Annotated in this window: 25 protein-coding genes; 10 read left to right on the top strand and 15 right to left on the bottom strand. The window is 44.9% G+C overall.

Annotation, left to right across the window (positions count from 1 at the left end; genetic code table 11):
* Positions 1–37: 37 nt before the first annotated feature.
* The 4 genes from B3763_RS17670 to B3763_RS17655 all read right to left on the bottom strand — a co-directional run bounded on the left by B3763_RS17670 (position 38) and on the right by B3763_RS17655 (position 2,476).
* Positions 38–679 carry a hypothetical protein gene (locus B3763_RS17670; RefSeq protein WP_286748204.1) on the bottom strand — a complete coding sequence of 214 codons (642 nt, stop codon included), beginning with the start codon at positions 677–679 and terminating at the stop codon, positions 38–40.
* Between the two features lie 195 nt (positions 680–874).
* A complete protein-coding gene (locus B3763_RS17665; protein WP_286748203.1) occupies positions 875–1,480 on the bottom strand; it encodes a short chain dehydrogenase in 606 nt (201 codons plus the stop codon).
* 23 nt (positions 1,481–1,503) lie between these two features.
* Positions 1,504–2,157, bottom strand: a complete 654-nt coding sequence (locus B3763_RS17660; RefSeq protein WP_189629334.1) for a type II secretion system protein GspG — start codon at positions 2,155–2,157, stop codon at positions 1,504–1,506.
* Positions 2,096–2,476 carry a GyrI-like domain-containing protein gene (locus tag B3763_RS17655; RefSeq protein ID WP_286748202.1) on the bottom strand — a complete coding sequence of 127 codons (381 nt, stop codon included), beginning with the start codon at positions 2,474–2,476 and terminating at the stop codon, positions 2,096–2,098. The genes B3763_RS17660 and B3763_RS17655 overlap by 62 nt, the downstream gene beginning before the upstream one ends.
* 286 nt (positions 2,477–2,762) lie before the next feature.
* Between B3763_RS17655 and katG the strand changes: the two genes are divergently transcribed.
* Complete coding sequence (gene katG, locus B3763_RS17650; RefSeq protein ID WP_286748201.1) at positions 2,763–5,000, top strand: catalase/peroxidase HPI; 2,238 nt, start codon at positions 2,763–2,765, stop codon at positions 4,998–5,000.
* 693 nt (positions 5,001–5,693) lie between these two features.
* On the opposite strand, the gene B3763_RS17645 is transcribed toward katG, so the two are convergent.
* From B3763_RS17645 to B3763_RS17620, 6 genes are all read right to left on the bottom strand, one after another.
* Positions 5,694–6,479, bottom strand: a complete 786-nt coding sequence (locus B3763_RS17645; protein WP_286748200.1) for a WG repeat-containing protein — start codon at positions 6,477–6,479, stop codon at positions 5,694–5,696.
* A 141-nt stretch (positions 6,480–6,620) separates the two neighbouring features.
* Complete coding sequence (locus tag B3763_RS17640; protein WP_189629338.1) at positions 6,621–7,943, bottom strand: dihydrolipoamide acetyltransferase family protein; 1,323 nt, start codon at positions 7,941–7,943, stop codon at positions 6,621–6,623.
* Positions 7,944–8,018: 75 nt separating this feature from the next.
* The gene (locus B3763_RS17635) at positions 8,019–9,266 is read right to left on the bottom strand and encodes a competence/damage-inducible protein A (RefSeq protein WP_286748199.1); all 1,248 of its coding nucleotides are present in this window, start codon (positions 9,264–9,266) and stop codon (positions 8,019–8,021) included.
* 1 nt (position 9,267) lies between these two features.
* On the bottom strand, positions 9,268–10,443 hold the full coding sequence (locus tag B3763_RS17630) for a trans-sulfuration enzyme family protein (protein WP_286748197.1): 1,176 nt from the start codon (positions 10,441–10,443) through the stop codon (positions 9,268–9,270).
* An 84-nt stretch (positions 10,444–10,527) separates the two neighbouring features.
* The gene (locus B3763_RS17625; RefSeq protein WP_286748196.1) at positions 10,528–11,136 is read right to left on the bottom strand and encodes an alpha-ketoglutarate-dependent dioxygenase AlkB family protein; all 609 of its coding nucleotides are present in this window, start codon (positions 11,134–11,136) and stop codon (positions 10,528–10,530) included.
* Positions 11,137–11,242: 106 nt separating this feature from the next.
* Positions 11,243–11,560 (bottom strand): hypothetical protein, encoded by a 318-nt coding sequence (locus B3763_RS17620; protein WP_286748195.1) that lies wholly within the window; start codon positions 11,558–11,560, stop codon positions 11,243–11,245.
* Between the two features lie 141 nt (positions 11,561–11,701).
* On the opposite strand from B3763_RS17620, the gene B3763_RS17615 reads away from it, so the two are divergent.
* The 5 genes from B3763_RS17615 to B3763_RS17595 all read left to right on the top strand — a co-directional run bounded on the left by B3763_RS17615 (position 11,702) and on the right by B3763_RS17595 (position 17,117).
* Positions 11,702–12,484 carry a DUF6503 family protein gene (locus B3763_RS17615; RefSeq protein WP_189629343.1) on the top strand — a complete coding sequence of 261 codons (783 nt, stop codon included), beginning with the start codon at positions 11,702–11,704 and terminating at the stop codon, positions 12,482–12,484.
* Positions 12,485–12,793: 309 nt separating this feature from the next.
* A complete protein-coding gene (locus tag B3763_RS17610; protein ID WP_286748194.1) occupies positions 12,794–13,273 on the top strand; it encodes a nucleoid-structuring protein H-NS in 480 nt (159 codons plus the stop codon).
* A gap of 7 nt (positions 13,274–13,280) precedes the next feature.
* On the top strand, positions 13,281–13,862 hold the full coding sequence (locus B3763_RS17605) for a hypothetical protein (protein ID WP_229838555.1): 582 nt from the start codon (positions 13,281–13,283) through the stop codon (positions 13,860–13,862).
* A complete protein-coding gene (locus B3763_RS17600) occupies positions 13,859–14,695 on the top strand; it encodes a hypothetical protein (RefSeq protein WP_229838556.1) in 837 nt (278 codons plus the stop codon). Before B3763_RS17605 ends, B3763_RS17600 begins: the two co-directional genes overlap by 4 nt.
* Positions 14,682–17,117 (top strand): leucine-rich repeat domain-containing protein, encoded by a 2,436-nt coding sequence (locus B3763_RS17595; RefSeq protein ID WP_286748193.1) that lies wholly within the window; start codon positions 14,682–14,684, stop codon positions 17,115–17,117. Before B3763_RS17600 ends, B3763_RS17595 begins: the two co-directional genes overlap by 14 nt.
* Positions 17,118–17,291: 174 nt before the next feature.
* On the opposite strand, the gene fabF is transcribed toward B3763_RS17595, so the two are convergent.
* Positions 17,292–18,533 (bottom strand): beta-ketoacyl-ACP synthase II, encoded by a 1,242-nt coding sequence (gene fabF / locus B3763_RS17590; protein ID WP_286748192.1) that lies wholly within the window; start codon positions 18,531–18,533, stop codon positions 17,292–17,294.
* Positions 18,530–19,123, bottom strand: coding sequence for a TetR/AcrR family transcriptional regulator (locus B3763_RS17585; RefSeq protein ID WP_286748191.1), 594 nt, complete (start codon positions 19,121–19,123; stop codon positions 18,530–18,532). The genes fabF and B3763_RS17585 overlap by 4 nt, the downstream gene beginning before the upstream one ends.
* Before the next feature lie 225 nt (positions 19,124–19,348).
* On the opposite strand from B3763_RS17585, the gene B3763_RS17580 reads away from it, so the two are divergent.
* The gene (locus tag B3763_RS17580) at positions 19,349–19,894 is read left to right on the top strand and encodes a DsrE family protein (RefSeq protein WP_286748190.1); all 546 of its coding nucleotides are present in this window, start codon (positions 19,349–19,351) and stop codon (positions 19,892–19,894) included.
* Here B3763_RS17580 and B3763_RS17575 read toward each other — a convergent pair.
* Positions 19,891–21,744: a glycosyltransferase gene (locus tag B3763_RS17575; protein ID WP_286748189.1), complete on the bottom strand. Its 1,854-nt coding sequence runs from the start codon at positions 21,742–21,744 to the stop codon at positions 19,891–19,893. The two genes, B3763_RS17580 and B3763_RS17575, sit on opposite strands and share 4 nt — an antisense overlap.
* Before the next feature lie 106 nt (positions 21,745–21,850).
* On the opposite strand from B3763_RS17575, the gene B3763_RS17570 reads away from it, so the two are divergent.
* Positions 21,851–22,387, top strand: coding sequence for a DsrE family protein (locus B3763_RS17570; RefSeq protein WP_189629351.1), 537 nt, complete (start codon positions 21,851–21,853; stop codon positions 22,385–22,387).
* A 36-nt stretch (positions 22,388–22,423) separates the two neighbouring features.
* On the opposite strand, the gene B3763_RS17565 is transcribed toward B3763_RS17570, so the two are convergent.
* Positions 22,424–23,461: a zinc-dependent alcohol dehydrogenase family protein gene (locus B3763_RS17565; RefSeq protein WP_286748188.1), complete on the bottom strand. Its 1,038-nt coding sequence runs from the start codon at positions 23,459–23,461 to the stop codon at positions 22,424–22,426.
* 86 nt (positions 23,462–23,547) lie between these two features.
* On the opposite strand from B3763_RS17565, the gene B3763_RS17560 reads away from it, so the two are divergent.
* On the top strand, positions 23,548–24,198 hold the full coding sequence (locus tag B3763_RS17560; protein WP_189629353.1) for a DUF4412 domain-containing protein: 651 nt from the start codon (positions 23,548–23,550) through the stop codon (positions 24,196–24,198).
* Positions 24,199–24,222: 24 nt separating this feature from the next.
* On the top strand, positions 24,223–24,660 hold the full coding sequence (locus B3763_RS17555; RefSeq protein WP_189629354.1) for a cytochrome B: 438 nt from the start codon (positions 24,223–24,225) through the stop codon (positions 24,658–24,660).
* A 305-nt stretch (positions 24,661–24,965) separates the two neighbouring features.
* Here the strand turns inward: B3763_RS17555 and B3763_RS17550 are convergent, their stop codons facing one another.
* Positions 24,966–26,417 carry a M20 family peptidase gene (locus B3763_RS17550; protein ID WP_286748187.1) on the bottom strand — a complete coding sequence of 484 codons (1,452 nt, stop codon included), beginning with the start codon at positions 26,415–26,417 and terminating at the stop codon, positions 24,966–24,968.
* Positions 26,418–26,509 lie beyond the last annotated feature (92 nt).

The raw sequence follows: 26,509 nt of genomic DNA, 5'->3' as shown, positions 1-26,509 counted from the left end.
ATGCACCGTGTTGCATCGCTGCATTAGTTTAGCTGGCTTATTGTAAAGCAATGGGTGTTTGAGGTCTCTTGTGGTGCGCGTATTCAAGCAAGGTTGCTACCTCGGTTTCTGCATTGAAATGAATTTTGAGCCACCCTATATGATACTGACCATTCTGGTAGAGCTGAATAGCCAATACTTTGCTACGTCCTATCCACGCACCTTCATGGCTTACCGAACCGCTATTGGTGGTCTTGCGTATGGCTATGGCGCCATGTTCACTGGTCCACTGTTCATTAGGTTTGAGGCTAAAGTCCAGTGTGGTGGGGGGATTCTCTGCAATAAGAAGCCCCATGTTTAAAAAGTTATCGTCAGAAAATGGCCCCGATTTGACTTTATGAGGGCCAATTGGGTTTACGCCAACATAGAGTTTATCGCCCTGCTGGTTGGCCGTAAGTTCTGCAAACACGGTAAAATCTACTATGCCGTCTTTGTTCATGTCTATGGTCAGAGGGTTGCCACTTCCCTGTTTGGCTGTGCGCCCGTCTATCACCCGAATAACTTCAGAAGGTGCAATGGGTTGGGGGTCATCGTTAGAGCAGCCCCATAGCCCAATGGTTAGCCCAAGTAGAGCCAAAAGGCTAAAGAAAGGCCTATCCGACAACTTACGGATAAGCCTGTTACTGAATGTATAGTACATTTGAGTTTTTGAGTTTTGCTTTAGACAACACCTCTCAAAGAAGGGTTGTAAGTCGTGTTCGAAAACTCTTTAAAAGAAAGCCGATTTATTAGGGATGGAGAAATAATATCGATAAATCAGGCCTAAAGCCGATTCTTACAGACAACAGAATAACCCTAAAAGAATGGGAAACTTCGGGCCTCTCTGGTATTAGTCTTAGTTTTCATAGATACGAATCACTTCTCCATGACCTTTCCCCATAACGCTTCTTACGTATGCATTCACGGCTTTGCGCATGGGCACGGGGTTGTGGCCCGGAAAGTAATCCTTGTATTTCGCATAGGCATCTTCTACCATGCCCAATGAAACCACATTGAGCCTGATACCATTGTGCATTTCCAGAGCGGCCGCTTTCACAAAGCTGTGAATGCCACCGTTTACCATAGCCGCACTGGTAGTCTTTATTACCGGGTCATCAGCCAAAATACCGGTAGAAAGAGTAATGGAGCCGTTGGCGTTTAAGTGCTGTCTTCCGATTCTCACCAGGTTTACCTGCCCCATTAATTTACTCCTCAGACCAATGTAATAATCCTCTTCGCTCAGCGAATCGAACGGAGCCCACTTGGCCTCACCGGCTATGCATATCAAGGCATCAATAGGGCCAGTTCGTTCAAACATGTTTTTAATAGAAGCGCTATTGGCAATGTCTACCACTACATCTCCGGCCGACCTTCCGGCAACCAATACCTCATGCTCTTTTCTGAAATGCTCTGCAACAGGCTTTCCTATAGTGCCATGACCACCTACTATTAATATTTTCATAATTCAGTTGGTTTAAAAAATGGTTAATCACTCTTATCGTACACAATTATGTCATCTTCAGTTCCAAAGAGACCGTCTTTACCGGCCGATGTGAGCGTGTAAGAAGAGTCGGTACGTTCGTACTTGTAATTTTGGTTCCAGGCATCGTTCAGCCAGCCTTGCCAAATCGGTTTACTTTGTACAAATGAAGAGAAACTGTCAGGAAAGGTGTCGGTGTTGTTTTTATACCATTTCAGGGCTTCCTGGATTTCCTGCATTTCATCGCGGGTAAAACCCTCATTGAGATACTGCTTACGAACATATTGATTTCCATTAATTACAGAGAGTTGAAACAAAAAAATCAATGTAGGAATAATGATGATCACCGTGATTAATCCAAAGATAAGCTGAATCATGGCTTTCTTTTTGCCCTCCGATTTAGAGACCACCTGATAAATTTCGATAAAGGAGATGATCGCAAAAGTGGGGTATATAAAAAGTGCAAAATACGGTAATAGAAAAATAAGGAGAATGGGCAATAGCAAGTTTAGCAGGCCCGAAGTATACCTACCCATATAAAGCTGACCGGTGCCAGGAATAATTGCTGAAAGAATAAACGGAATTAGACTATTCATTTTATCGAACAGCAACGAATATATCCACTTCTGCCTGCTCCCAATTGTGGCTTCGTTCGTCATACACTTCAAAATCGAAGGTATAAGCTCTCTTCAAGTCGCTAGACCAAATGTTTTTCCAGCTATCTGCCATACAATCGGGCATTTTACCTTTAGCTTGTATCAGTGCATAGGTTTGTTCGGGTATGGCCAGCTTGCTCAATCCTTCTGGTGCCTCAGTGCCACTTTTTACACGACATCCAACAAAATAGTTGAACGCTCCCGTGTGGTCGCTTTCGTAATCGAAGTATACTGCGTATACAGCCTCATTTAGCTTATTCGGTATGGCCTGAGCTAGTTCTTGTGTTTCAAACTCTTGCCAGAGACTTCCACAGTCTTGCATGGACTGGCCATTTTGATTGCTTGTTTTTGTTTTTAGCCTAAGGCCGATTAGTTCAAAAGATGAGTGTGTCATAACAAGTGAAAACAATAATGATCAATAATACAAAAATGAGGGAGCATTACGTATGCCGGAGATAAAAACTAGTACCGTTAAAAGCTTGGATGGAAAATCCTTCATTTCATTTATCAGGTTGATAGGGTATAGATTATATAAATATGATACGGTCGATTATTTATAAATTTTATTGCAAATTGAAGTCACTGTTGAAATTTAAAAAACACGATATATGGAAAATCACAACCCACACGGCAGCGCAAGCTACAATACCAATGACGCGGCCAATTGCCCTTTTCTAAGAGGAAAGCTCAATCATAGTGCCGGAGGAGGTACCTCAAATCAAGACTGGTGGCCCAATGCTCTTAAGCTGAATATTTTAAGGCAGCATTCCAGTCTTTCAAACCCAATGGGAGAAGACTTTAACTATGCTGAAGAGTTTAAGAAGCTGGACTACGAGGCACTAAAAAAGGACCTTCATGCACTAATGACTGATTCTAAAGACTGGTGGCCTGCCGATTGGGGGCACTATGGTCCGTTGTTTATACGCATGACCTGGCACGCGGCCGGTACTTACAGAATTGCCGATGGAAGAGGTGGTGGAGCCACCGGTTCACAGCGTTTTGCCCCGCTAAACAGCTGGCCCGATAATACCAATCTGGATAAGGCAAGAAGATTGCTATGGCCTATTAAGCAAAAATATGGTAACAAAATATCGTGGGCAGACCTGCTCATTCTAACCGGTAATGTGGCGCTGGAGTCCATGGGATTTAAAACCTTTGGCTTTGGTGGTGGTAGAGAAGACATCTACGAACCTGAGCAAGATATTTATTGGGGTTCGGAGGGCGAATGGTTGGATGATAAACGCTACTCAGGAGACAGAGAGTTGGAGAATCCGCTGGCAGCCGTTCAAATGGGCCTTATCTATGTAAATCCGGAAGGCCCTAATGGTAACCCCGATCCCATTGCAGCCGCTAAAGACATTCGCGAGACATTCGGACGAATGGCTATGAACGATGAGGAAACCGTGGCTTTGATAGCGGGAGGTCATACGTTTGGTAAAACGCATGGAGCGGGAGATCCTACCAAATATGTTGGCCCTGAGCCAGAAGGAGCCACTATGGAAGAGCAGGGTTTTGGATGGAGAAATACTTTGGGCAGCGGACACTCCGAAAATACCATTACCTCTGGTTTAGAAGGTATTTGGACCGATACACCAACCCAGTGGAGTATGAAATACCTTGAAAACCTCTTTAAATATGAGTGGGAGCTGTACAAGAGCCCGGCAGGAGCCTACCAATGGAGGCCTAAGAATGGTGGTGGCGAAGGAACCGTACCCGATGCTCACATAGAAGGTAAGTTTCATCAACCATTTATGCTCACCACCGATTTGTCCTTGCGCATGGATCCGGAATATGAGAAAATCTCACGCAGATTCTTAGAAAATCCCGATGAGTTTGCCGATGCATTTGCAAGAGCCTGGTTCAAACTATTGCACAGAGATATGGGGCCTAAAAACCGATACCTGGGGCCGGAAGTACCCACCGAAGATTTGATTTGGCAAGACCCCATTCCGGCAGTTGAACATGATCTTATCGATGCGGCTGATATTAAGCACCTGAAGGCAGAAATACTGGCTACAGGTCTGTCAGTTTCTGAGTTGGTGTCGACAGCCTGGGCTTCGGCTTCTACCTTCAGAGGTTCCGACAACCGTGGAGGAGCCAATGGCGCCAGAATTAGGTTTGAGCCTCAAAGAAGTTGGAAGGTAAATAATCCCGAGCAATTAAATAAAGTGCTCAATGCTCTGGAAGAGGTACAAAAAGCGTTTAATAGTGCACAGTCGGGCAATAAGCAGGTTTCTATGGCCGATCTGATAGTGCTTGGTGGCTGCGCGGCTATCGAAAAGGCGGCCAAAGATGCAGGCGTAACCATTGAGGTGCCATTTACCCCGGGCAGGGGAGATGCTCTGGAAGAGCAGACCGATGCCGAATCGTTTGAGTGGCTAAGACCAAGAGCCGATGGTTTCAGAAACTATCAGCAACAGAAGTATTCCGTATCGGCCGAAGAGCTGTTGGTCGATAAAGCACAATTGCTAAAGCTTACACCTCCGGAAATGACAGTATTGGTGGGTGGAATGCGTGTGCTCAATACAAACTATGATGGCTCTAAACACGGAGTGTTTACCGACAAGCCCGGAGTGTTGAGCAACGACTTTTTTGTCAATCTTCTCGATATGAACATTAGCTGGAAAGCAACCAGTGCCAATCAGGATTTATTTGAAGGTAGCGACAGATCTACCGGAAAAGTGAAATACACCGGTACCCGGGTAGACCTTGTGTTTGGTTCAAACTCCGAGCTACGGGCATTGGCCGAAGTGTATGGTCAAGGCGATAGCAAAGAGAAGTTTGTCAAAGACTTTGTAGCAGCCTGGAATAAAGTAATGATGAATGACCGGTTCGATATAGCCTGAAAAACGGTACAGGACTAGAGCGAAAGGTGTCTCGAGGGGTAAAGCCTGAAAGACACCTTTTTTGTTTGGTCGTTGGTGGTTGGCTGTACAGTCTTGTATGGGGGAGTGGATCCTTTTTATGCACGACTCATTGCATAGATTGAATTCAGTCTAAATTGAAATTGACTGATTATCAAACATTTAAAGTCTTATTGAGGTATATTGAGAGTAGCGTAAACGAAATAATGATATGTCTATACGATTAGCTTCCAGTTGTTCTCATTGTGAGTCTCTCACTTCAGATAATATATGTTCGGTTCATAAGCTTAAAGTCAATGAAAACTATACCTGCGATAGGTTTTCACTCATACCAAAGCTTGATACTTCCAGGCATTGCGGCAACTGTGCCCGTCATCAAACCGATGCATGTGCACATCCAAACAAAGCGAGTGAGGGCATGCTCTGTTCAAGCTGGGCTCCGCAGGCGTAGCCATTAGTAAAACATAACAATAGTTAGCAGCCTTAAAGCACTTCGCTACCTGTAGTTCCCGGCTTCGATCGGGAATTTTTTAATTGTCCCTATAACCCGGTTCAGATACCCTGTTAAAAACTATAGTTAGCAGAAGACCGGGGCCATCGAGAATAGGTGGCTACCCATATCACCTTTTTAGAGCATGTGTCAGTGTTTTATGACGGGCTGCCGTTCAGGTGGTTTTACTTTTTTCTGTTGGCAGACGAAAAGACTACTTCCTTACCGTTGGAGTCTATTAGTCCTTCCTTGTTACCTTTCACGTATTTGGCATAATTCGAGAGACCTGTCGACCCAAAATCGAAAATGCGGTCATAGATTGGTTTCACAATTTCTTTTCCCGATGAATCAATAAATCCATACTTTTCATCCTTTTCTATTTTTGCCCATGATATACCGCAAGTGCCAAAATCAAAAATTCGGCTGTAGATTGGGGCGACTACTTCTATGCCCGATGAATTGATGAAACCAAACTTTCCACCCTTCTCTACTTTAGCCCATGAGATTCCATTAGCTCCGAAGTTGTAGATTCGGTCATAGACTGTGGGCACAACCTCTACTCCCTGGGCATTTATGAAACCTATTTTACCTCCTTTTTCCACTTTGGCCCATGAAATGCCATTAGAACCAAAATAAAATACTCGATCATATATAGGGGGAACAACTTCCCGGCCCTGGCTATCGATAAAACCAAACTTACCGTTCTTTTCTACCTTGGCCCAGGAAATACCATTAGAACCAAAGACGAAAATTCTGTCGTATTTGGGCTCAACAATCAACTTGTGGTTGGCGTCTATAAATCCGAACTTATTTTCAGACTCAACCATAGCCCAGGAAATACCATTTGCTCCAAAATCATAGATTCTGTCAAACTGTTTGAGTGTTTTGAGGCTTTCTTCCTGCGCAAAGATTTGGGCGGAAATGACCAACATGAATAGGCCGGGTAGCCAATTGGTGTGTTTTATTTTCATAAGGAGACCAGTTTTAAAACCATAATTTAACACATTTTTTTTAGTACAAATGGTCATTTGATATTGCTCCTTAAAAGAACAGGGCTTCATGTGACATGAAACCCTGCTTAATTCGGTCTATAGCTTAAAGAGTGCTTGTATTTATAGCCCTCTGTTTAAATCGAACTTTTCGAGGTAGTCGGCTACTCTTCGAACGAACATTCCTCCCAATGAGCCATCTACAACCCGATGATCGTAGGAGTGGGATAGGAACATTTTGTGTCTGATTGCAATAGCATCTCCATTTGGTGTTTCTATTACCGCAGGCTTTTTAACTACGGCTCCAAGCGCCAGAATACCCACTTGCGGTTGCATAATGATGGGGGTTCCCATTACGTTGCCAAAAGAGCCAACGTTAGAAACAGTGTAAGTGCCTCCTTGCAAGTCGTCTGGCGAAAGCTTGTTTTCACGGGCTTTCTTAGCCAGCTGATTTACTTTCTTGGTGATACCCACAAGGCTTAACTGATCGGCATTGTGAATTACAGGAACAATGAGATTGCCGGTAGGTAAGGCTACAGCCATACCTATGTTAATGTCTTTCTTCTTGATTATCCGCGTACCATCTACCTGTACATTCATCATTGGGTAGTCCTTAATGGCTTTTACTACGGCTTCTATAAAGATGGGGGTAAAGGTGATTGGCTCTCCTTCGCGCTCTTTGAATTGCTGTTTTACGCGGTTTCTCCAATACACAATATTAGTTACGTCTGCTTCAACAAATGATGTAACATGAGGAGAGATACGCTTTGAATCGACCATGCGCTCGGCAATCATCTTACGCATACGATCCATTTCAATGATCTCATCTTCACCAGAGATGCTCACCGGCATTGGTTGAGGGGTACGAGCCGGAGCGGCTGCAGGCTGGGCAGCAGGTGCCGGGCTGGAAGTAGCCTGTCCGGCCGCTGGTCTATTTTTCACATAGGCCAGAATATCTTTTTTGGTCACACGGCCTTCGCGTCCGGTACCCGGTACCGACTCAAGCTCTGCCATGGAGATGTTTTCCTGACGGGCAATGCTCATTACCAGTGGAGAATAGAAGCGGTCTGAACTGGTTTGTCCATTACTTGATTGTCCGTTGCTGGAGGCTGAAACTGCTGCAGGTTGAGCTTCGGCTTGAGGTTGGGGTGCTGAAGCCGTGGCAGCGGGAGCAGTAGTCGGCTGGCTTTCGGTTTCCACTGCGGCATCCGTTTCAATTTTAGCAATGGGAGCACCTACGGCCACCACATCGCCCTCTTTCACTAAAATTTCTTTAAGAATTCCTCCGTGAGTTGCAGGAACTTCTGTGTCTACTTTATCGGTGGCCACCTCCAAAACCGATTCATCGGGTTCTATGGTGTCTCCCTCTTTCTTTAGCCAGGTGAGCACAGTACCTTCCATTATACTCTCGCCCATTTTTGGCATTACCATTTCTACTATAGCCATTTCCTTATTTTTAGTGAATTAAAACGTTTGCACTAACTCGCAAAAGTAAACGAATTACCAAATATTATCAAAGTTTTATTGGTTTAAACTTTTTCTAACCAAATTTAATATTGCAATTTCTGTCAATTCAATATTTAATAGCCTGTTCTGAGTTAATTGCAGTTTTTTGGTGATGGTTTTTTCGCCATCGGCAAAAGCAATCCAAACTGTACCTATTGGTTTTTCGTCTGTTCCCCCTCCTGGGCCGGCAATTCCACTCGAAGCAGCACCAATATCGGCATTAAATAGCTTGCGTACGCCTTCAGCCATTTCTTTTACACAGGCCTCGCTTACGGCTCCATAGGCCTCCAGAGTTTCTTGGCGTACACCAAGTATTTGCATTTTAAACTGGTTGTGATAGGGTACAACTCCACCCTGGAAATAATTACTAGAACCGGCCACTGTGGTTAGTTTGTGTTGGGCGTAGCCTCCAGAACAGCTTTCGGCCAGTGCTATGGTTTTGTTTTTGGTTTTGAGCAATTGGCCTACGGCTTCTTCCAGAGAGGTTTCATCGTAGCCGTAAATAAATTCTCCTGCCAACGGAAGAAGCCTTTCAACCTGCTGCCCGACTTCCTCTACCAATTGTTGCTTGTTTTCACCTACGGCTGTCAGTCTTAGTTTTACTTGCCCTACACTCGGTAGATAGGCTAATGAAATATGTTCGGGTAGGTTGGCCTCCCAGTCCTTTATAATATCGGCCAAAAACGATTCGCCAATACCCACCGTTTTGATGAGCTTATGATAGATAACCGGGGTTTGAAAGTGACGGGATAACTTAGGCAGCACCAATTGCTTCATAAGATTTTTCATCTCGTGCGGAACACCGGGCAACGAGACAAAGACTTTTCCGTTGCGTTCGTACCATGTGCCGGGCGCAGTTCCAAGCTCATTGTGCAATACCTGGGCTACTTTAGGCACCAGGGCCTGTCTTTTATTAAGTTCAGTGAACTGTCGGCCCCTTCTTTCAAAGAAGTTTTTTACATGGTTTAAGACCGATTCGTTGAGTACAATTTCACTATTGAAATACTCCGCCAACATGGGCATAGTCAGGTCGTCATTGGTAGGGCCAAGGCCACCGGTAATTATCACCATATCGGCTCTTTTTTCGGCCTCGGCAAAAGCCGTTAAAATGGCCTCTCTTTGGTCGCCAACAGTTGTTTTTCGCACTACTCTAACCCCTAGTTGATCCAACTCTGCACTAATCCATTGTGCATTGGTATCTGTGATTTGCCCATAGAGAATTTCATCTCCAATGGTGAGAATCTCGGCCAGTATCTGTTTCATTTTATGCTTTTTCTAAAGCTTGTTGAATGTCTGAAATAATGTCGTCAATGTGTTCTAAACCCACTGAAACGCGAATGAGTTCTGGCGTGATTCCTACCTTTAATCGCTCCTCTTCGGTTAGCTTGGCGTGGGTGGTAGATGATGGGTGTGTGGCAATGGTTCGGCTATCGCCCAGATTGGCAGTGAGTGAACAAAGGCTAAGGTGATTCAGGAAATTGCGTCCGTTTTCTAACCCACCCTGAATACCAAAGGCAACCAAGGCTCCGCCCTTATTCATTTGTTTCTGAGCAATATCGAATTGAGGGTGGCTTTTAAGGCCGGGGTATTTAACCCAGTTTACTTTGGGGTGAGTTTCCAGGAATTTACTCAGAGCCAGTGCATTTTCGCAGTGTCGTTCCATGCGCACAGCCAGTGTTTCCAGACTTTTGGAAAGGACCCAGGCATTGAAAGGCGAGAGAGCTGGTCCCGTACTTCGGCTAAAGGCGTAAATTTCTTCAATAAGGTCTTTTCGACCAACAGTAATTCCTCCCAAAACGCGTCCCTGACCATCTATAAACTTAGTGGCTGAGTGAATCACCAAATCAGCTCCGAAGCGGATAGGCTGTTGAAGGTAAGGGGTAGCAAAGCAATTGTCTACAATAAGTATTAGTCCATGCTCTTTGCAGAATTGCCCGGCAAACTCAAGGTCCACCAAATCTACACCGGGGTTGGTTGGTGTTTCCAGGTAAAACAACTTGGTGTTGGGCTGCACGGCATTTTTCCAGTCGGCAGTGGAGTTTACCTCTATATAGGTGGTTTCTATGTTCCACTTGGGCAATATTTTGGTGAAAACGGTATGAGTAGAGCCAAACACCGAACGGCAGCTTATGATGTGGTCTCCCGCATTGGCCAGGGCTGCAAAAGTAGAAAACACGGCAGCCATACCTGTAGCAAAAACATAGCCTGCTTCTGCACCCTCCATTTGACATAACTTGTTGGCCAATTCCTCAAAATTGGGATTGCTGAAGCGGCTATAAATATGGCGGTCGTTTTCACCGGCAAAGGCAGCCCGCATTTCTTCGGCATCATTGTATATAAAGCTGGAAGTCAAATACATGGGCGTGGAGTGCTCCTGTGCATGGGTGGGTGCAATCTGAGTTCTTATGGCCTGTGTTTCGAATTTCTGGTCTTTGCTCATGGCTGTGCTTGTGTGTTCAAAGTTAATTGAGTTTTATAGTTATGCTAAGACAAAAGCATTGTTGTTTGCTCAAAAATAGCTTGTCTAACCGACTATAGTTCTGAAGGTGAGATTAATTCGTGCACCATCGGCTCTTTTGCTGGGAGGCAGGGCATGCTGCCAATAGTCTTGTGTAGATCCCTTCATGAGTAACAGGCTTCCATTTTCCAATAGTTGTTCTACTTTGTTGCCCGAGTGTTGGTGTCGGAATACAAACTTTCGTTCGGTTCCCAGGCTTATGGAGGCTATAGCGCCTTCTCGTTTTAACTCGGGCTCGTTGTCGCTGTGCCAACTCATGCCCTCTTCTCCCGAATGATACAGGTTAAGCAAGCAGGAGTTGTATGTTTCTCCGGTAGCCAGTTCAGCCTTTTTTTTCAGCTCAATGAGTTCGTTAATCCACGGCAAGGCCTTTTTTGTGGTCTTAGAGTAGGTGTAGTCAAAGGGTTTGTCTCCATACCAGGCTACTTTTCGTTTAGTAGTAATCCGCTTGCCAAACATGAGCAACTCATCGTTTCTCCAGGCTATTTTCTCGAGCAATTTGCGAAAATAACGGTAGGCATCGTCAGGATGTATGAGAGCCCGGTAGTAATGAACTATACCGTCTTCCGGCAATATGTTTTCTTCCGGTTCGGGAGTGAAGTCAAATAATTGCATCGCTCGTGTTCAGGGGTTTGCCAATTGAATGGTTGCAAGTTGATCAAAAAATGCGTGAAATCGGTTCGGTTTTTAAACAACTCATGTGCCCGGGAGGCCAAAGAAGTCATCGGCCGCTTTTCATTCTGGCTAGAGCAATTTCGGCCAGAGCAATCCATTTGTCCATGTCGGTGGTCAAAACAAACCAGTCCTTTAGTGGCGGTTTGGTTTTGAAAGGGTTGAGAAGAGTATAGTTATGAATGCCCTCGGAAGCCGGGTCGAAGTCTCTCCCCAGCCGGAAACACATTTTGTTGTCCCAGTTGAATAGAAAGTTTTTGCCTTTGTATTGCAGGCCACGAGACGACATCATTTTGCCCTCCGTCACGTCAGCTTGGGTAGCAAAGTGACTGACGAGTGTTTCGAAAAATTGTTCTGCCTTATTCATATTACATTGTATGAGTAAAATATGCTGTTCTTCCGCTGTGTTTGGTTGCCTGCATTAACCGTTTGTAGAATAATGGGCTGTATGTTGGCTAACTGACACACTATGAGTGGTAAGAACTTCAACTTTGTAAAAAGTTAAGCTATGAAAAAGATTGTGCTTTTTTCTTTAATGACGCTGCTATGGGCCTGTGAAGGGACAAAAGTAGAGCAGAAAAAGGAAGAAACAGCTAAGGTAGACTATACCGCGCACCACGTTGAAGCCATAGATAAAGTATTTGAAGCTCATGGTGGCTATGAGCAATGGAGCAAGCTCAAAACCCTTGCTTACGAAATGGGCGGAAGCAAAACTCTGGTTGATTTGCAAAACCGCTATACTCGTATTGATTCGGAAAACCAGACAGTAGGTTTTGATGGCGAAAAGGTATGGGTAAATCCGCCCAGCGAAAATGCTGACCGTCAGCGCATGACTTACAACCTGATGTTTTACTTCTATGCCTTCCCGTTTGTGGTTGGTGACCCCGGAGTGAATTATGAGCCTTTGGAGCCAATAGAGCTTGCCGGACAGACTTATAACGCTGTGAAAATAACCTATAACGCAGGTGTTGGAGATGCCCCGAATGATCAATACATCATTCTTTCAGATCAGGAGACCAACCAGATGGAATGGCTAATGTATACCGCAACTTTTGGAGGAGAGCCTAGCGACCGGTTCAACCTAATTCGCTATAGTGGATGGCAAGAAGTGGGGGGTGTTAAGTTAGCTACGTCTTTGCAGTGGCATCGGTTTGCCGATGGCGTGGCCGGAGCCCCTCGCGGTTCGGCCACGGTGTTTGAAAATGTGCGCGTATCGGTAGAGTACCCTTCGATGGATAATTTTAGAATGCCTGAAGGTGCTGTGGTGGCCAAAGACCCGGCCGGAGAATAGTTTTGTAATAACCCCTCTGCCCGGAGGGGTTATTGTTTTATTTGTGTGGAAGGTTGAGGCCCCACAACCAAGAGTGGTGGGAGTTATTTCTGCCAAACTTTCCTGTCAATTTCAGCTTACACTTTTATACCTCCGATAAAAGCATTTTCATTGTCAAACTGACAATGATTTTCTCATTTAGAAAATATTTTCATTTTCGACATCCACTTTCAGTGCCTTTTACGTTTAACGCGCTGATTGGAACACTATTTGTCCGATCGAAACAGAAAAATGAAAAAAAAGAGCAATTCTAAAACCCATTAAATTCAGATGAACAAAACAATCAGAAACCTAGCGCTACTTGCGCTTCTCCTCGTTTTTGTGGCTTCTTGTAAGAGCCAGAAAGCAGTGGTAGATGCCACTCCGGATGAGCCGGAAGTAGAACAACCTGCTCCTAAACCAGACCCTAAGCCGGAACCGGAGCCCGAACCCAAAAAAGATGTAAGAAGTGCTCCGGAACCTTCGCTGGACATGCGCCTCAATAATTACTTTGAAGCCATTGCCAATGCCAGTTCAACCGATGTGGCCAACCGAAATATTCGTGAAGCACTAGGGTTGTTTAACAGTGGCAATGCCCCTGTTCTCATTATTTTTTATCAGGCCAATGGTGCTGAAGACTATGACGAGCCAACGGACATTACCAAGTACCTCAATTACATTAAAGACACAGGTAACAATGTGCACAAAGTGAAAGAAGTGGTTCGCGACCCGAGCGGAAAAATCAAAGAATTGGTGTTAGTGAGAAAATAAAATGAAGATGAACAGACGATATAATCAAATATTGGCCGTTGCCTTATTGACAGTGCTTACAGCATTTTCGGCTGTAGCTCAAAATGCAGTAGATCCTAACAGGGAAAAGGCCATCGATTCACTAGCCTTAGAAAAGGTTAGAGATTTGGGTAAGTATATTAAAATTATTGGCAACAAAAACACTCCTTATACCGAAGCTACCCGTGTGATGGACAGGGCAGAAGAGCTCTTTGCTCCGGGCAGTGAAATGGGGGTTTCGTCTTTAGCCAAAGAAGAGATTGAATACTATAAGGTGAGAGAGTACTTCAGACGCCTGATGGCTCTTAACTACGACAAAGTGACCATTGAATGGTACGATATTCACTACATCTCTAAGCTGGAAAGACAACCCGATGGTCGTTATGTAGGGGTGGTAACCATTTACCAGAAGTTTGAAGGTAGAAATGGTGATAAACTCGCCTATAAGGATACCACCAAAAAGGACATTACCATCTATGTGGAGAAAAAAGAGACCCAGATTGCCGGACGAACTATTGAGTTCTGGGATGTAATTTTGGGTGATATTCGAGTATCTGAAACAACCATATGATAAAGCAAGTACTGCTCATTTCGGGCATATTCATTTTCCTGGCCATTCAACCACTATCTGCACAGATTATTACCGATAATCAAAGAGTGGAGGAGCAATTACTGGCAAGTACAAAACAGCTCAATCAGTTCTTCAGCCGCTTTAATGGTGAAGAAGATACCAGGGGAAGAGAGTTTGAACCGGATGACAGGCAATATCGAAATTCAAGATTAAGAAAAAGATACCTGAGCATTCTCTTCGATGAAGAGAATGCCGGGTTTTCCGAATCTCTCTTTCAGGAGTTTGTAGATAGGGTAACCAGTGATGCTGATCCGGTTTTTTTGAGCTTACGCTCAGACAACTGGTTTGCGGTGGTCAATACCACTTTTGCCTACAAGGGAAAGTCCGTTCCGCTCACACTCTATATGCAAATTCAGCAAGAAGGGCTGGGGTATGAGTGGGTGATTTCCGACCTTTCTTTCGAACCTTACAAGAGCCTGTTTAACAAACAGCGTGGTCAAACTAAGGAGTTTTTACACCCCATGAGTCACGAGCTGGACTTTATGAATCTGCGCAAGGCTATGGTGAAAAACGGAAGCCCTGAGTCCTATACACTCGCAGACTTTAAACCCGATTTTTTAACCCTCTTTCTCTATGAGGTTAAGATGGGTCACCTTGTATTCGAAACTGTAAACAGGGTTAATTTTCATTTCTTTACCGTTGATGGCTGGTATTTCTCACTCAGTAATTTCAACAGGCCGGGCTACAATACCGGTTGGCTCATTTCAGACCTGCTAAAAATTAATGCACAGCAGAAACAAGATCTGTTAAAGTTGTTGTATGACAAGAATTAAGGTTTTTGCTTTACTAGTACTGATGCTGGGCTTTCCTGGTCTTCAGGCACAGGAATTTGGCCCCGGAACTCAGTCCGATCCTAAGATCGAACAGGCCAAGGGTATGGTCAATACGTTGGCCTATTATTTCAACCTTATTGGAGGCCAGCGAACCTCTCTGGCCGAAAAAGAGACCATAATCAATTCCAGCTACCTTAAACTGTTTGCCAATGAAAAAGTGCAGATAGAAGATGATTTGCAGGAAGACAGGTCTACCGTCATCTACAAAGATGTTCAGGCATATTTGAAAGACATTGACTTCTTTTTTGAAGATGCCCTTTTTGAGTTTGAAATCGATACTGTGCAGCGCCTGCTCAAAGCCGATAGCACCCCTTACTATCGGGTGGAACTCATACGCAACCTAAGCGCTGTTAGTTTATTGGGCGATTCGGTAAATACCACACGCAAACGGTACATAGAACTCAATCTCGACACCAAAGGACAGGAGCTAAAAATTGCCAGTATATACACCACCAAAATGAGCAAAGAGAAGCAATTGCGCGAGTGGTGGGCAGGCTTAACTCTTGCCTGGAAAAAGGTTTTTCAAAAGAAATTGGGTGTTTTTTATGATAGCCTCTCCAATGATGAACTCTTTTCGCTGGTTACCATGGATTCACTCGATATAAGTGGTAATGATCTTATTCTGGATATAGAACCCATTTACCAGCTTACCGCACTAAAACACCTGAAGATAAGTAATACCTGGGTGAACGACCTGCGGCCATTGCTGTCCATTAATAAGCTGCAATCGCTCGATGTTTCCAATACCTCAGTTTTCGATCTGCAATACCTCAAATACCACAAAGACATTCGAAAGCTCAATTTGAGCAACTGCCATGTAGAAGATTTCGGTGTTCTCAAACAGTTCGAAAAGCTATCAGAGCTCAATCTGAATGGTATAGCCGGGACCAACCTTACATTTTTGGGCGATCTTAAGAATTTAGAGGTTGTCAGACTTCAAGATGCCAAAGGCTTAAATGGATTTGATTTCGGCCGACTCGCGAAGGTGAAGGCTCTTTATTTAAAGAACAGCGATCTCACCGGTCTCAATGGTTTTGAGCGACTTACCCTGTTGGAGGAACTGGATATTTCAGGTACAGAGGTGCAAAGCCTTGATGCGCTGGGTCAACTCAGGCAACTAAAAACCATTCGGTTGGATAATACCGAAATTCACGATATCACTCCTCTCATGGGGTTGCCCCAATTAAAGCGTGTGTACGCCAATGGAACCAGCATGACTAACGAAATGGTGGCTGAATTTACAGCAAAGAGCAAGGCATTACTCATCACCAACGCAGATCAACTCCTTGCCTGGTGGCAAAACATGCCCGTGGGCTTGAAGGCCAGATTGCAACCACTTCTCGATACCATGTTTCCTTCAGTAGAAGAACTATCGGCTCTCACACGCACTGACTCTTTGAATGCCGAAGATGCCGGTCTTCAAAATCTGGAATTTTTGGAGCGATTTCAATCCTTGCAATACCTTAACCTGAGCGGAAACCGAATCAATCAACTGGATGGAGCGAGGTTATCGAGTCGCCTGGTAGAAATTCAAATGAATAATACCGACCTGAATGCCCTGGTAAACTTGTCCAGGCTACCGCAACTGGAAGTGTTTGAAGCAAGGAACACCGCGCTGAAAGACCTAAAGCCGTTTGTGGAGACTCCAAAAATCAGGTTAATAGATGTAGATGGTGCTCAGGCAGGTACTAAAGAAGTGGCCGAACTATTGGCCCGAAGGCCACAGGTGAATATACGCTTTAAGACCAAAGAGCTAGTGAACTGGTGGTCGTCTATGCCGCAAAGTGTAAAAAAGTCTTTGAGAGATCAGGCTGCTCTGGACGATAAGCCAAATCCGGACGAGTTGCATGCACTAATTGCCAGAGAGCAGCTTGTTTTCCAAAACATAGCGTTGACCGAGAGCTTTCAAGCAAGCCTTGATCATTTCTACCGTTTAAAGTCCCTAACCCTTCAGCAGTCTCGAGTGTCGCAAGTAGCTGATTTGCCGCAGTTGCCTGCATTGCAGGAGTTGGCGCTTTTGCAAATGCCTATTAAAGACTTAACGGGGCTTTCAGCAAAATACCCGCAGCTTAAACGACTCAACATTACCAACACGGCCGTGGAGGATTTACGACCTTTGGAATCGTTGGTTAGTCTGGAGTATATCAATTTTTCCGGAACACCCGTCAAACGATTCAGAGGACTGGAAAAGCTGACTAATCTAAAAGAAATAGACTGCTCCAACACCAAAGTTTTCAAGTTGGATAAACTTACCGCCCTTAAGAAGCTTGAGAAAATTACCTGCTTTAATACCGGGTTGCGTCAAAACGATATTGATAAACTTCTGGAAAGCCTCCCCAATGTGGAAGTAGTGTTCTATTAAGGCATCATTCATCGTGCTTGTTTACAGAGAATTACCTACCAACAGTTGGGCTACCCATTATTCCGGGCCAACTTTTAAAAAGCCGGAGATGTAGAGGGTTTCTACATTTGATGTGCCTTACACACACGGCTCTGGCGGCCTGGTTCAGCCGCCAGAGAGAAGGTGCACAAGCGATTATTCAAAGCGTTTAAAGATAGCGGTGGCAATATGCCCGCCAAAGCCAAAGGTGTTGCTCATGGCGTAGCGAATATCGTGAGTCTGCGCCTTGCCTAAGGTCAGATCGAATTTCTTGTCCCAGTCCTCATCTACTTCTTTGGTATTAATGGTCGGAGGAACGGTACCGTCTTCAATTGCCTTAATGCTGGCAATTGCCTCTATGGCTCCCGCTGCTCCAAGCAAATGGCCTGTCATAGATTTAGTGGCCGATAGCTTTAGGTTTGGCTCTGTTCCAAAAACTCTTTCAACGGCTATTAACTCGCTCTGGTCTCCAATAGGGGTGGAGGTGGCGTGAAGGTTAATATAGTCAATGTCATTGGCGGTAATTCCGGCATCTTCCAGTGCTTCATTCATGCCCAGAAAGGCCCCTTCACCCTCAGGGTGTGTGCCGGTGAGGTGATAAGCATCTGCAGCCATTCCGCCCCCTGCCACTTCGGCAATTATGTTGGCTCCGCGAGCGCGGGCATGTTCATACTCCTCCAGAATCAAAGCCCCGGCTCCTTCGCCCATCACAAAACCATTGCGGGTTTTATCGAAAGGCCTGGAAGCTGTGGTTGCTTGCTCGTTGTTGGTACTTAAGGCCCTGGAGGCAGTAAAACCACCGAGTCCCGCTGCGGTTATCGGTGCTTCAGAGCCACCGGTAATTATCATGTTGGCCTTGCCCCAGCGGATGTAGTTAAAAGCATCGATTATGGCGGTAGTGCCTGTGGCGCAGGCCGAAATACAGGTAAAGTTGATGCCCCGCAGCCCATATCTCATAGAAATGACACCCGAAGCAATGTCTGCAATGATTTTAGGAATGAAGAAGGGGTTGAATTTTGGATTCTCTTCACGCTTTACGTAGTCAATCATTTCTTCTGTAAAGGTTTCGATACCACCATTACCCGAGCCCCAGATTACTCCAATCTTATTTCTGTTCAAAGTTTCAAAGTCTATTTTGGCATGTTGCACCGCTTCCTCAACTGCCACCAATGCATAAGATGTAAATCTGTCATACTTGCGCGACTCACTTCGCGGAATATGGTCTTCCAGGTTGAAGTTTTTTAGTTCGCAGGCAAAATGCGTTTTAAACTTGCTGGTGTCGAAGCGGGTAATTTCTCCCGCCCCGCTTACCCCTGCTTTCAGGTTGGCCCAGTAATCGTTTAGATTGTTACCGATTGGGGTCAGTGCCCCCATTCCGGTTATTACCACTCTTTTCATTGCTTTAATTCCTTTTCGACTATTGTTTTTAAATGATTTAAGAGGCCATGAAAGCCTCTGGCGTTTTGTGTGCTTTTAGCCAAAAGAATGGATCCCTCAATGCCTGCTATTATCAGATTGGCCACATCGCTCGCCTCTATTTCTGCCTTAAATTCACCGGATTGTTGTCCTTCCAGGATAATTCCTTCCAACTCATACTTCCAGTTTTCAAAAGTTTTTTTAACCCTTTCTTTTAGTAGTGGGTAGCCGTCATCAGCTTCTACAGAGCTATTCATTAGGGCACAACCGCCATTGTTATAGACTTGCTCAAAACTGTTTTCATAAAACTGAAAGAACCTTTCCACTTTGGTCCAGGCGTTGCCCGTTGAGGCCAGAGCTTTATAAAGTCCCTTCTGAAAGAATTTAAGATTATGTTCAAAGCAGGCCAAGGCCAGCTGGTCTTTGTCTTTAAAGTTGCCATATATAGCTCCCTTTGTTAAACCTGTGGCAGTTGTAATATCACTCAGTGAGGTTCCGTATGCTCCCTTTTTGTTAAAGATGGGGGCAACCCGCTCTATTATAAACTGTTTGGTTCGGTCGGCTTTGGACATGCAGTACAAAAATATACCAATCGGTATAAATATTCAAATTTTCAATGAAGATATGCGATTTGCCCCTGAATCACCGTTAGTCAATCATTTCAGTATCTAAGTAATTGGACTGCTTAATGAAGCCGCAAGAAGTAAATTTCTGGAGCCTGCCTCCAAACCATATAAATGAGTAGTGCGGTAAATAATAATATGCTTACTTTTCTACATCGATAAATAATTAAGGGTATGAAAATCAGATTTTTAGGAGTGTTTTTTTTGATGCTGTGCTTCCATCAGAGCTTTTCTCAGCGAGAGTGGGCCAACCCAATTATCAAGGACTATGGGCGCATACTGGACCTCGAAGAGGTAGATGTGCGGCCCGATGCTTCTATGGAGTATAAGATTGTGATAGAGCTTATTCATAAAATGGATAACCCTGAACGTATTAACTTTTCGGCTACAAATGTGGCCAGGCTCATTAATCTTCATGCGGTGGGTGGTGTGTCTAAAGACAAGTTAAAGGTGGCGGTGGTTATTCATGCCGAGGCCACCAACTCAGTAATCAATAATGAGGCATATCGGGATAAATACGATGGAAAAGACAATCCATACTTTCCCTTGTATGAGCAGTTGGCGGCCAATGGAGTGGAGGTAATCGTGTGTGGTCAATCGCTCAATCTCTATGGGCACGATAAATCTAAAGTTATTCCTCAGGTAAAGGTGGCCACTTCCGCGTTGACAGCCGTAAGCACCTTTCAGCTGAGGGGGTACGCCTATTTTAAATGGGATTAACCCATGGCAATGGTATAGGCTCGGAGGTATTGGTCTACCAATTGATGCCAATCGAAGGTTTGAGAGAATTCTTCCAGCTTATTGCGTTTTATGGCGCGGTAGTTATAGTTGGTTTTTGAGAACTGAAGCATCATTCGTGTAAGGTCATTTACCACTTCATCTTCCGATTTGTTCTTACGTTGAAGCACAAAAACACCTGTTTCTTCAGAATCGTCATTGATGTTTTGGGTGTAACTACCAAAACCCGAAAGGTCGCTGGTAATGGTAGGTACTCCCCGGGCAATACATTCCAGGGGTGTATAGCCCCAGGGTTCGTAGTAGCTTGGAAAAATACCAAGGTGGCAACCCCTTACAAACTGTGAGTACTCCAAGCCAAACAGTGGGTTGGTAGGGGCAATGAATTCCGGATGAAAAACCACCTTCACTTTATCTAATGGACTGTTGAACAGCTGTTGCTCTCTCAGCCCATTGAGAATAGGGTCTTCCTGATCATTTTCCAGCAAGTGGGTGACAATCAAAGGCCATTGGTCAGTTTTCCACGATTGAATAGCTCTGCGGTACCGTAGGCGCCAGTAGTCCGACACAAATTGATTGAGGTCGGGGAGTTGATAATTATCTTTGGCCGATGCTGCACTTTTTAGAAGGTTGGAGGCAATCTCTTGCTCTACCGATTTGCAGGTGTTTTTAAGTTCTTCTAGCATGGCTTTGGCTTCCAGTACCACAGGGTTAAAAGATTTAACCCTGGCATTGGTAATAAAAAACATCACTATGGTCACATCCACACGCTCTTGTATGAGTCGCTCGTTGAGCTTCTTTAGGGCTTTAATGGTAATGTCGTAACCTTTGTTTTCATATTCATAGCGGCCGCTGGTAAAGAAGAAAAGAGTTTTGTCCAGGTCGAAGGGGGAGGAGTTAAAAAAGTGGCCGATTACAAAGTTTTCAATGTTCTTCTTGTACTTTTCGTGCCGTATTTGCACCCTGTGCAGGTTTTGAAACCGCTGAATGTTAATGCCGTTTGGGGTAATGTGATGGGGTTTTTGCCCCAGAAGTGCCTCACATTCCTGAGCCGTTATCTCGCTCACCGTAGTAAAGCAGTCAGCCTTTTGAGCGCCTTTCTTTTCTAACTGATGAATAGAGGGAATTCCGTAGCGCTTGGCCATAGCCTCATCATCAATCTCGTGCATTATGTCGTAAAAATTTTTGTGTGTTATGGCTAAAACCCTGCCCAAGCGGGTGGCATGTGTTGTAAAAATGGTTTTTACCTTTTGCAGCTCTGTACCTACCTGAAGTAGGGCTGGGCATACCATCCACTCGTGTCCGTGAAAAAGAATTGGGTTCTTTTCCTTTTTTTCCAGAACCTGAAAGAACTGAAATACCATATCGCACCATTGCAGGCATACATCGTAAAGTGAATCATCACTACCCACCGGTATGCCAAACTGGTCGTTCAATTGTTTTTTAATGCTGCCCAGGCGGCTGAAGGCATTTTCCGGATTGAGTAAAACAGTTTTGGGCCTGCCACTCACCAACCAAGTGCCATAACGCACCTCGTAGCCTTTGTTCTCCAACTCGGCCACGGCCTGGCCTATGGGAGAATCTCTTTCTGCAATGGCTTCAAACTCTGCGTCTACCCCATCATTGACCAAGGGTCCCAAAAGACAATAATTCGATCCAAACTTTTCGATTGTAGCCGGAAGCTTGGATCGAATTACTGTGTATATGCCTCCCAATTGGTTGCAAATTTCCCACGAAGCCTCAATAAGTAGTTGGTTGTTGGGTGCCTGAGCCATGCGCTTAAAGTTTGTTTCAATATATGGTATGAGCGTATGCTTATCAAACCTCAACACCACGAAGCACTTATTTTTAACCGTGGTTTAACACAAGACAGCCATTCTTCAATATGCGCTGTAGTTTTCTGGCTATTTTTTGTTAATTGACCTCAAACCCAAAAACACAATGACCAAGATATTTTGCATACTCCTCATTGGCCTTGCGTCCTGCTTCGCTATACAAGCTCAGGAAATGGTGAATCCTGTGATTCAAAGTTTTGGTGCTATTATGAATGCCCCGCATGCCACCGAAAAACCCGATCCAACTATGAAGTACAAAGTGGTAATAGATATTGCCACAGGAAGTTCAAACCCCAAAGAGCCTATGTACTCGCTGGTGAATGTGGCCCGCTTACTCAATTTGCATGCTATGGGAGGAGTGCCCAAAGAAAATATGGAAGTAGTGTTGGCTATACATGCCGGTGCTGTTTGGTCGGTGCTAGACAATGAAGCTTATAAAGCCAAATACGAAGTAGATAACCCCCATTTGCCGCTTTTTAAGGAGCTGCAAGAAGCCGGGGTGAAAATCTTTGTGTGCAGTCAATCCATGATGGGCAGAAACATTGATCATACACGGTTGGCTCCGGGGCTGGAAACAGCCACTTCAATGCTCACCACCATGACCACCTATCAGTTGAAAGGATTTGCGGCACTAAAATTCTAATAATAAACCAAGGAGACACCGGGGTGTGGCCGACTCTTAAAAGCGAGTAATTATGCTGACGCCCGGAAGCCCTTCGGTGCCTATTTTGGGCAAAAGCCTGCAGGCGTCTTCCAAGCTAATTTCGCTGTCAATCATTCGTTCAGGCTTAAGTCGGCCGGAAGCTATTTGTGCCATCATCTCTGGATACGCATGAGCCTGCATACCATGGCTTCCCAATATTTCCAATTCGTTGGCCACTACTAGTTGCATGGGCAGCCTGGGTTCAAAATCGTTGCCTGCCAGTAACCCCACCTGCACGTGGCGTCCGCGTTTTCTTAAGTTGGCCACCGAATTGTAAGCAGTGTGTTTGCTACCCAAAGCATCAATAGAAAGGTGAGCCCCTCCATGACTTGCTTCTTTTACGGCCTCAACCACCTCCACTTCGCGTGCATTTACCAGTACATCGGCACCCAAGTGCTGAGCCAGAGAAAGTGCTTTTGGCTGAATGTCTATGGCAATTACCTGTGCTCCGGCTGCTTTGGCAATCATAAGGGCCGAAAGGCCAACACCACCACAGCCATGAATAGCTACCCATTCTCCCTGTTTTAACCTTCCCTGATGAACCACAGCCCGATACGAGGTGATGAATCTACAGCCCAGGCTGGCTGCAGTTCGGAACTCCATACTGTCTGGTAGCTTTACCAGATTCACATCGGCATAGTGAATACTCACATACTCCGCAAAACTGCCCCAATGGGTAAATCCCGGCTGAAATTGGTGGTCGCAGACCTGATGATTACCGCTGGTGCATTGTTCGCAGTGGCCACAGCCGCCTACAAAAGGCACGGTTACCCTGTCGCCCACCTTAAAGCGTTTTACACCCTTGCCGGTTTCTACAATGGTACCGGCCAGTTCATGTCCCGGTACATGGGGCAAACGAATGTCTGCATCGTGTCCCATCCACCCATGCCAGTCCGACCGGCATAAGCCGGTAGCATTGACCTGTAGTACTACTCCCCCGGCTACCACCGAAGGATCCGGAACGGTTTCTATAGATATGGGGCCACCAAACGTATCAAAAATCGCAGCTTTCATCAATCCTGAAAATTATTCCATCATTTCACACCTCAATCGTCTACGGTGTTTACATGATCGTTACATTTGAATATAAATCAATAGTTATGAAAAAGTTATTTCTCCTCCTAAGCATTTGCTCAATTGTAGTCTTGAGCTCCTTTACCTCTGAAACTAAACGTTTTGAAGGCGACATAATCTACAGCATTACCTATGTGCAATTACCAGACGATTTGAAAGGCTATGAGTCTATGCTTCCCGGTGAGATCACCATGACCATTTCCGGCAACAAATCAATGTTGCGTCAGGAGGTTATGGGGGGTAGCCAAACTATTATCTCAGATGAAACATCGGGCACGGGAGAAATAATGATGGATATGATGGGGCAAAAATTCCATATCAAGCTAAGCAAAGAAGACATTGAAAAAGAAGAAGAGTCCATGGGTGAATCAACCGTAAAATCGCTTGAAGGCTCAAAAACTATTTTGGGTTATAAGTGTCAAAAAGGCCAGCTTATTAATGGTGGACAAACCATAGACGTTTGGTATACCAAACAAATCGATGCCACTCATAAGGAATTTGAAAAGCTTAATGGTTTTCCTCTGGAGTATGAAACAGAGGAGCAGGGCATGAAAATGCGCATAACAGCCACCAAGGTAGCCGAGCGTAAAGTAGATCCAAAAGAATTTGCCGTTCCCGAGGGATACACCACTTACACCATGGCTGAGTTCGAAAAGCTTATGGGGGGCGGCTATTAATTTTCAACCTTAAACAATTATCTCATGTATACAGGACTTTTACATGCACATTCGGGCCTCCGGTGGGTAGTGCTCATTCTACTCATTGCGGCCATTTTCAACGCCTTTGGTAAGAAAAATGGAGGCGTATGGACGGCCAAAGACAAAAAGATTACACTTTTTGCTATGGTGTTTACCCATATCCAACTGGTCTTGGGTATTATACTCTATTTTATGTCGCCTAAGGTGCAGTTTGTTGAAGGGTTTATGCAAAACCCGGTATATCGTTTCTTTGCGGTAGAACACATCACGCTCATGATCATTGCTATAGCCCTCATCACCATTGGCTACAGCAAGGCTAAAAGAGCTGCCACCGATGCAAAGAAATTTGGTGCCGTGGCCACCTTCTATCTTGTGGGCCTTATTTTAATACTTGCTTCAATTCCCTGGCCCTTCCGAAACCTGGGCTCAGGCTGGTTCTGATAAAAGCCCCTGCCGGTAGCCATCTAGCTGCTGGCAGGGATTTACCTTTCCTCTTAGTTTTAGTCTTTATAGTGGCCCTTTCAAGGCGCAACTAGAACATGGCCTGTGTCCAAGGTGTCGGGCATATATCTATTCTGACACATAAGCTATTTGCTTTTTTGGGCGTGCCCCAAGGGTCGGGCTATTTGCTACTACTCCTCACCCGAGTAACTCGGGTTGCGGGGTATCCGCTGCTATCCCTCACGCTATAGCCAAGACTCAGGAGGTACCCCCCATAGTTGGGCGATTAAAGAGACTTCCGGCCTCTAGTTGCTGTTTATAATCAGCTGTCGGTAAAAACGGATGGCGTTGGCGTAGTCTTCCAACAAAATATGTTCGTCAATACCATGAAAGGTATTAATGTTATCCTCGTTGACGTGGTAAGGTACAAAGCGATACACATGTTTGCTGATTAAAGAAAAATGCCGGGCATCAGTGGCTCCAATTACCAGGTTTGGTGCAGTGTGGGTATCTTCAAAAATTTGCTTTATGCTTCGGTTAATCCACTCATAGCCTTTACTGTCAGTGGGCGAAACAGGCGATGGGTTGGAGTTGAAACCATAAAACCGGGCCTTTACCCTGTTATCATCAATCACCTCAATAGCATGTTTCAATACTTCCTCAGCCGTTTGACCCGGAATAATTCTAAAGTTTACCAGAGCGCGGGCTGTAGTGGGAATCACATTTTCTTTAATTCCTGCTTCGAAAATGGTTGGAGCAGTGGTGGTTCGCACCAAGGCATTACCGGCATTGCTTGCGTTTTCGTAGGTGGTTACAATCAGTGAACTGAATAGCTTTCGGTTGGCAAATGCCATTTTGTTAATAAAGCCCATTTCTGGCCCAAGTTGTTCTATAAAACCCTGCATGGCATCGGAGATTGAGGCCGGCAGTGGCTCGGCTTTTAGTTTGGCAACCGCTCCGGCTAGCACATCTATAGCTGTTTCTTTAGCCGGTTGAGAGGAGTGGCCGCCCTCCATATCTACTGTAAATTCAATGGTAGTGGAGCCCTTTTCTGCCACACCAATCATGGCTACGTCACGGTCGACTCCCGGCACCAGTCCTTGCGTAATGGCGTAACCCTCATCCAGTACGTATTCTGCTTCAATCCCCTGATTTTTCAAGAAGCTTGCTATGGTTTTGGCTCCCAGTTCGCCTCCCACCTCTTCATCGTGTCCAAAGGCCAGGTAAAGTGTTCTTTTCGGTTGAAAACCCTCGGCCAGTAAGAGCTCTACAGCTTCCATAATGCCCACCACCGAAAATTTATCGTCAATGGTACCTCGTCCCCATATTTTGCCATCCTTTATTTGCCCTTCAAAAGGTTCCACCGTCCATTTCTCGGGAGAAGCTATCGGTACCACATCAATATGCCCCATTAGTACCATGGGCTTTAATTCTGTGTGCGAACCCTTCCATTTGTAAAGGTGGCTAAAGCCGTTAAATACCCTATGTTCCAGAAGGCTATCGGCCAAAGGGTAGGTTGTTTTAAGGAATGCATTGAAAAGGTTAAACTGCGAAGAGTCAAATTTGGCCGGGTCTTCGAAGGAGATGGTTTTTAGTCTCAGCGCCTCTTGCAAATGAGCGGTAGCACTAGCCGGAACGTCTATCTTTTCTACCAGGGCAACCTCCAGCTGTTTGGAGCTAAAAGTAAAGGTTTTAAAGAGAATATAGCCTACAAGTGCTGCTAAGAGTAGGAGTACTGAAACCAGTAGTTTTTTCATACTTAAAGTTAGCCGAAAACCTGTGAAGCTTTAAATAAAACTGAGTTCGATGTACGAAAAGAACGTCATGCCGGAAAAACAGGCCTTAAACT

Origin of the sequence: Roseivirga sp. UBA1976, from assembly GCF_002336325.1 — a bacterium.
GTDB classification, from domain to species: Bacteria; Bacteroidota; Bacteroidia; order Cytophagales; family Cyclobacteriaceae; genus Roseivirga; species Roseivirga thermotolerans.
Note: the sequence above shows the minus strand (reverse complement) of the source record. Positions and strands in the feature narration are given on the sequence as shown.

Bases quoted from the DNA above. Each gene is read 5' to 3' on its own strand.
- katG (WP_286748201.1), top strand. From the start codon at position 2,763: ATGGAAAATCACAACCCACACGGCAGCGCAAGCTACAATACCAATGAC.
- B3763_RS17635 (WP_286748199.1), bottom strand. From the start codon at position 9,266: ATGAAACAGATACTGGCCGAGATTCTCACCATTGGAGATGAAATTCTC.
- B3763_RS17555 (WP_189629354.1), top strand. From the start codon at position 24,223: ATGTATACAGGACTTTTACATGCACATTCGGGCCTCCGGTGGGTAGTG.
- B3763_RS17640 (WP_189629338.1), bottom strand. From the start codon at position 7,943: ATGGCTATAGTAGAAATGGTAATGCCAAAAATGGGCGAGAGTATAATG.
- B3763_RS17615 (WP_189629343.1), top strand. From the start codon at position 11,702: ATGAAAAAGATTGTGCTTTTTTCTTTAATGACGCTGCTATGGGCCTGT.
- B3763_RS17630 (WP_286748197.1), bottom strand. From the start codon at position 10,443: ATGAGCAAAGACCAGAAATTCGAAACACAGGCCATAAGAACTCAGATT.
- B3763_RS17560 (WP_189629353.1), top strand. From the start codon at position 23,548: ATGAAAAAGTTATTTCTCCTCCTAAGCATTTGCTCAATTGTAGTCTTG.
- B3763_RS17595 (WP_286748193.1), top strand. From the start codon at position 14,682: ATGACAAGAATTAAGGTTTTTGCTTTACTAGTACTGATGCTGGGCTTT.
- B3763_RS17660 (WP_189629334.1), bottom strand. From the start codon at position 2,157: ATGACGAACGAAGCCACAATTGGGAGCAGGCAGAAGTGGATATATTCG.
- B3763_RS17655 (WP_286748202.1), bottom strand. From the start codon at position 2,476: ATGCAAGACTGTGGAAGTCTCTGGCAAGAGTTTGAAACACAAGAACTA.
- B3763_RS17625 (WP_286748196.1), bottom strand. From the start codon at position 11,136: ATGCAATTATTTGACTTCACTCCCGAACCGGAAGAAAACATATTGCCG.
- B3763_RS17645 (WP_286748200.1), bottom strand. From the start codon at position 6,479: ATGAAAATAAAACACACCAATTGGCTACCCGGCCTATTCATGTTGGTC.
- B3763_RS17610 (WP_286748194.1), top strand. From the start codon at position 12,794: ATGAACAAAACAATCAGAAACCTAGCGCTACTTGCGCTTCTCCTCGTT.
- B3763_RS17565 (WP_286748188.1), bottom strand. From the start codon at position 23,461: ATGAAAGCTGCGATTTTTGATACGTTTGGTGGCCCCATATCTATAGAA.
- fabF (WP_286748192.1), bottom strand. From the start codon at position 18,533: ATGAAAAGAGTGGTAATAACCGGAATGGGGGCACTGACCCCAATCGGT.
- B3763_RS17570 (WP_189629351.1), top strand. From the start codon at position 21,851: ATGACCAAGATATTTTGCATACTCCTCATTGGCCTTGCGTCCTGCTTC.
- B3763_RS17620 (WP_286748195.1), bottom strand. From the start codon at position 11,560: ATGAATAAGGCAGAACAATTTTTCGAAACACTCGTCAGTCACTTTGCT.
- B3763_RS17580 (WP_286748190.1), top strand. From the start codon at position 19,349: ATGAAAATCAGATTTTTAGGAGTGTTTTTTTTGATGCTGTGCTTCCAT.
- B3763_RS17585 (WP_286748191.1), bottom strand. From the start codon at position 19,123: ATGTCCAAAGCCGACCGAACCAAACAGTTTATAATAGAGCGGGTTGCC.
- B3763_RS17670 (WP_286748204.1), bottom strand. From the start codon at position 679: ATGTACTATACATTCAGTAACAGGCTTATCCGTAAGTTGTCGGATAGG.
- B3763_RS17605 (WP_229838555.1), top strand. From the start codon at position 13,281: ATGAACAGACGATATAATCAAATATTGGCCGTTGCCTTATTGACAGTG.
- B3763_RS17550 (WP_286748187.1), bottom strand. From the start codon at position 26,417: ATGAAAAAACTACTGGTTTCAGTACTCCTACTCTTAGCAGCACTTGTA.
- B3763_RS17665 (WP_286748203.1), bottom strand. From the start codon at position 1,480: ATGAAAATATTAATAGTAGGTGGTCATGGCACTATAGGAAAGCCTGTT.
- B3763_RS17600 (WP_229838556.1), top strand. From the start codon at position 13,859: ATGATAAAGCAAGTACTGCTCATTTCGGGCATATTCATTTTCCTGGCC.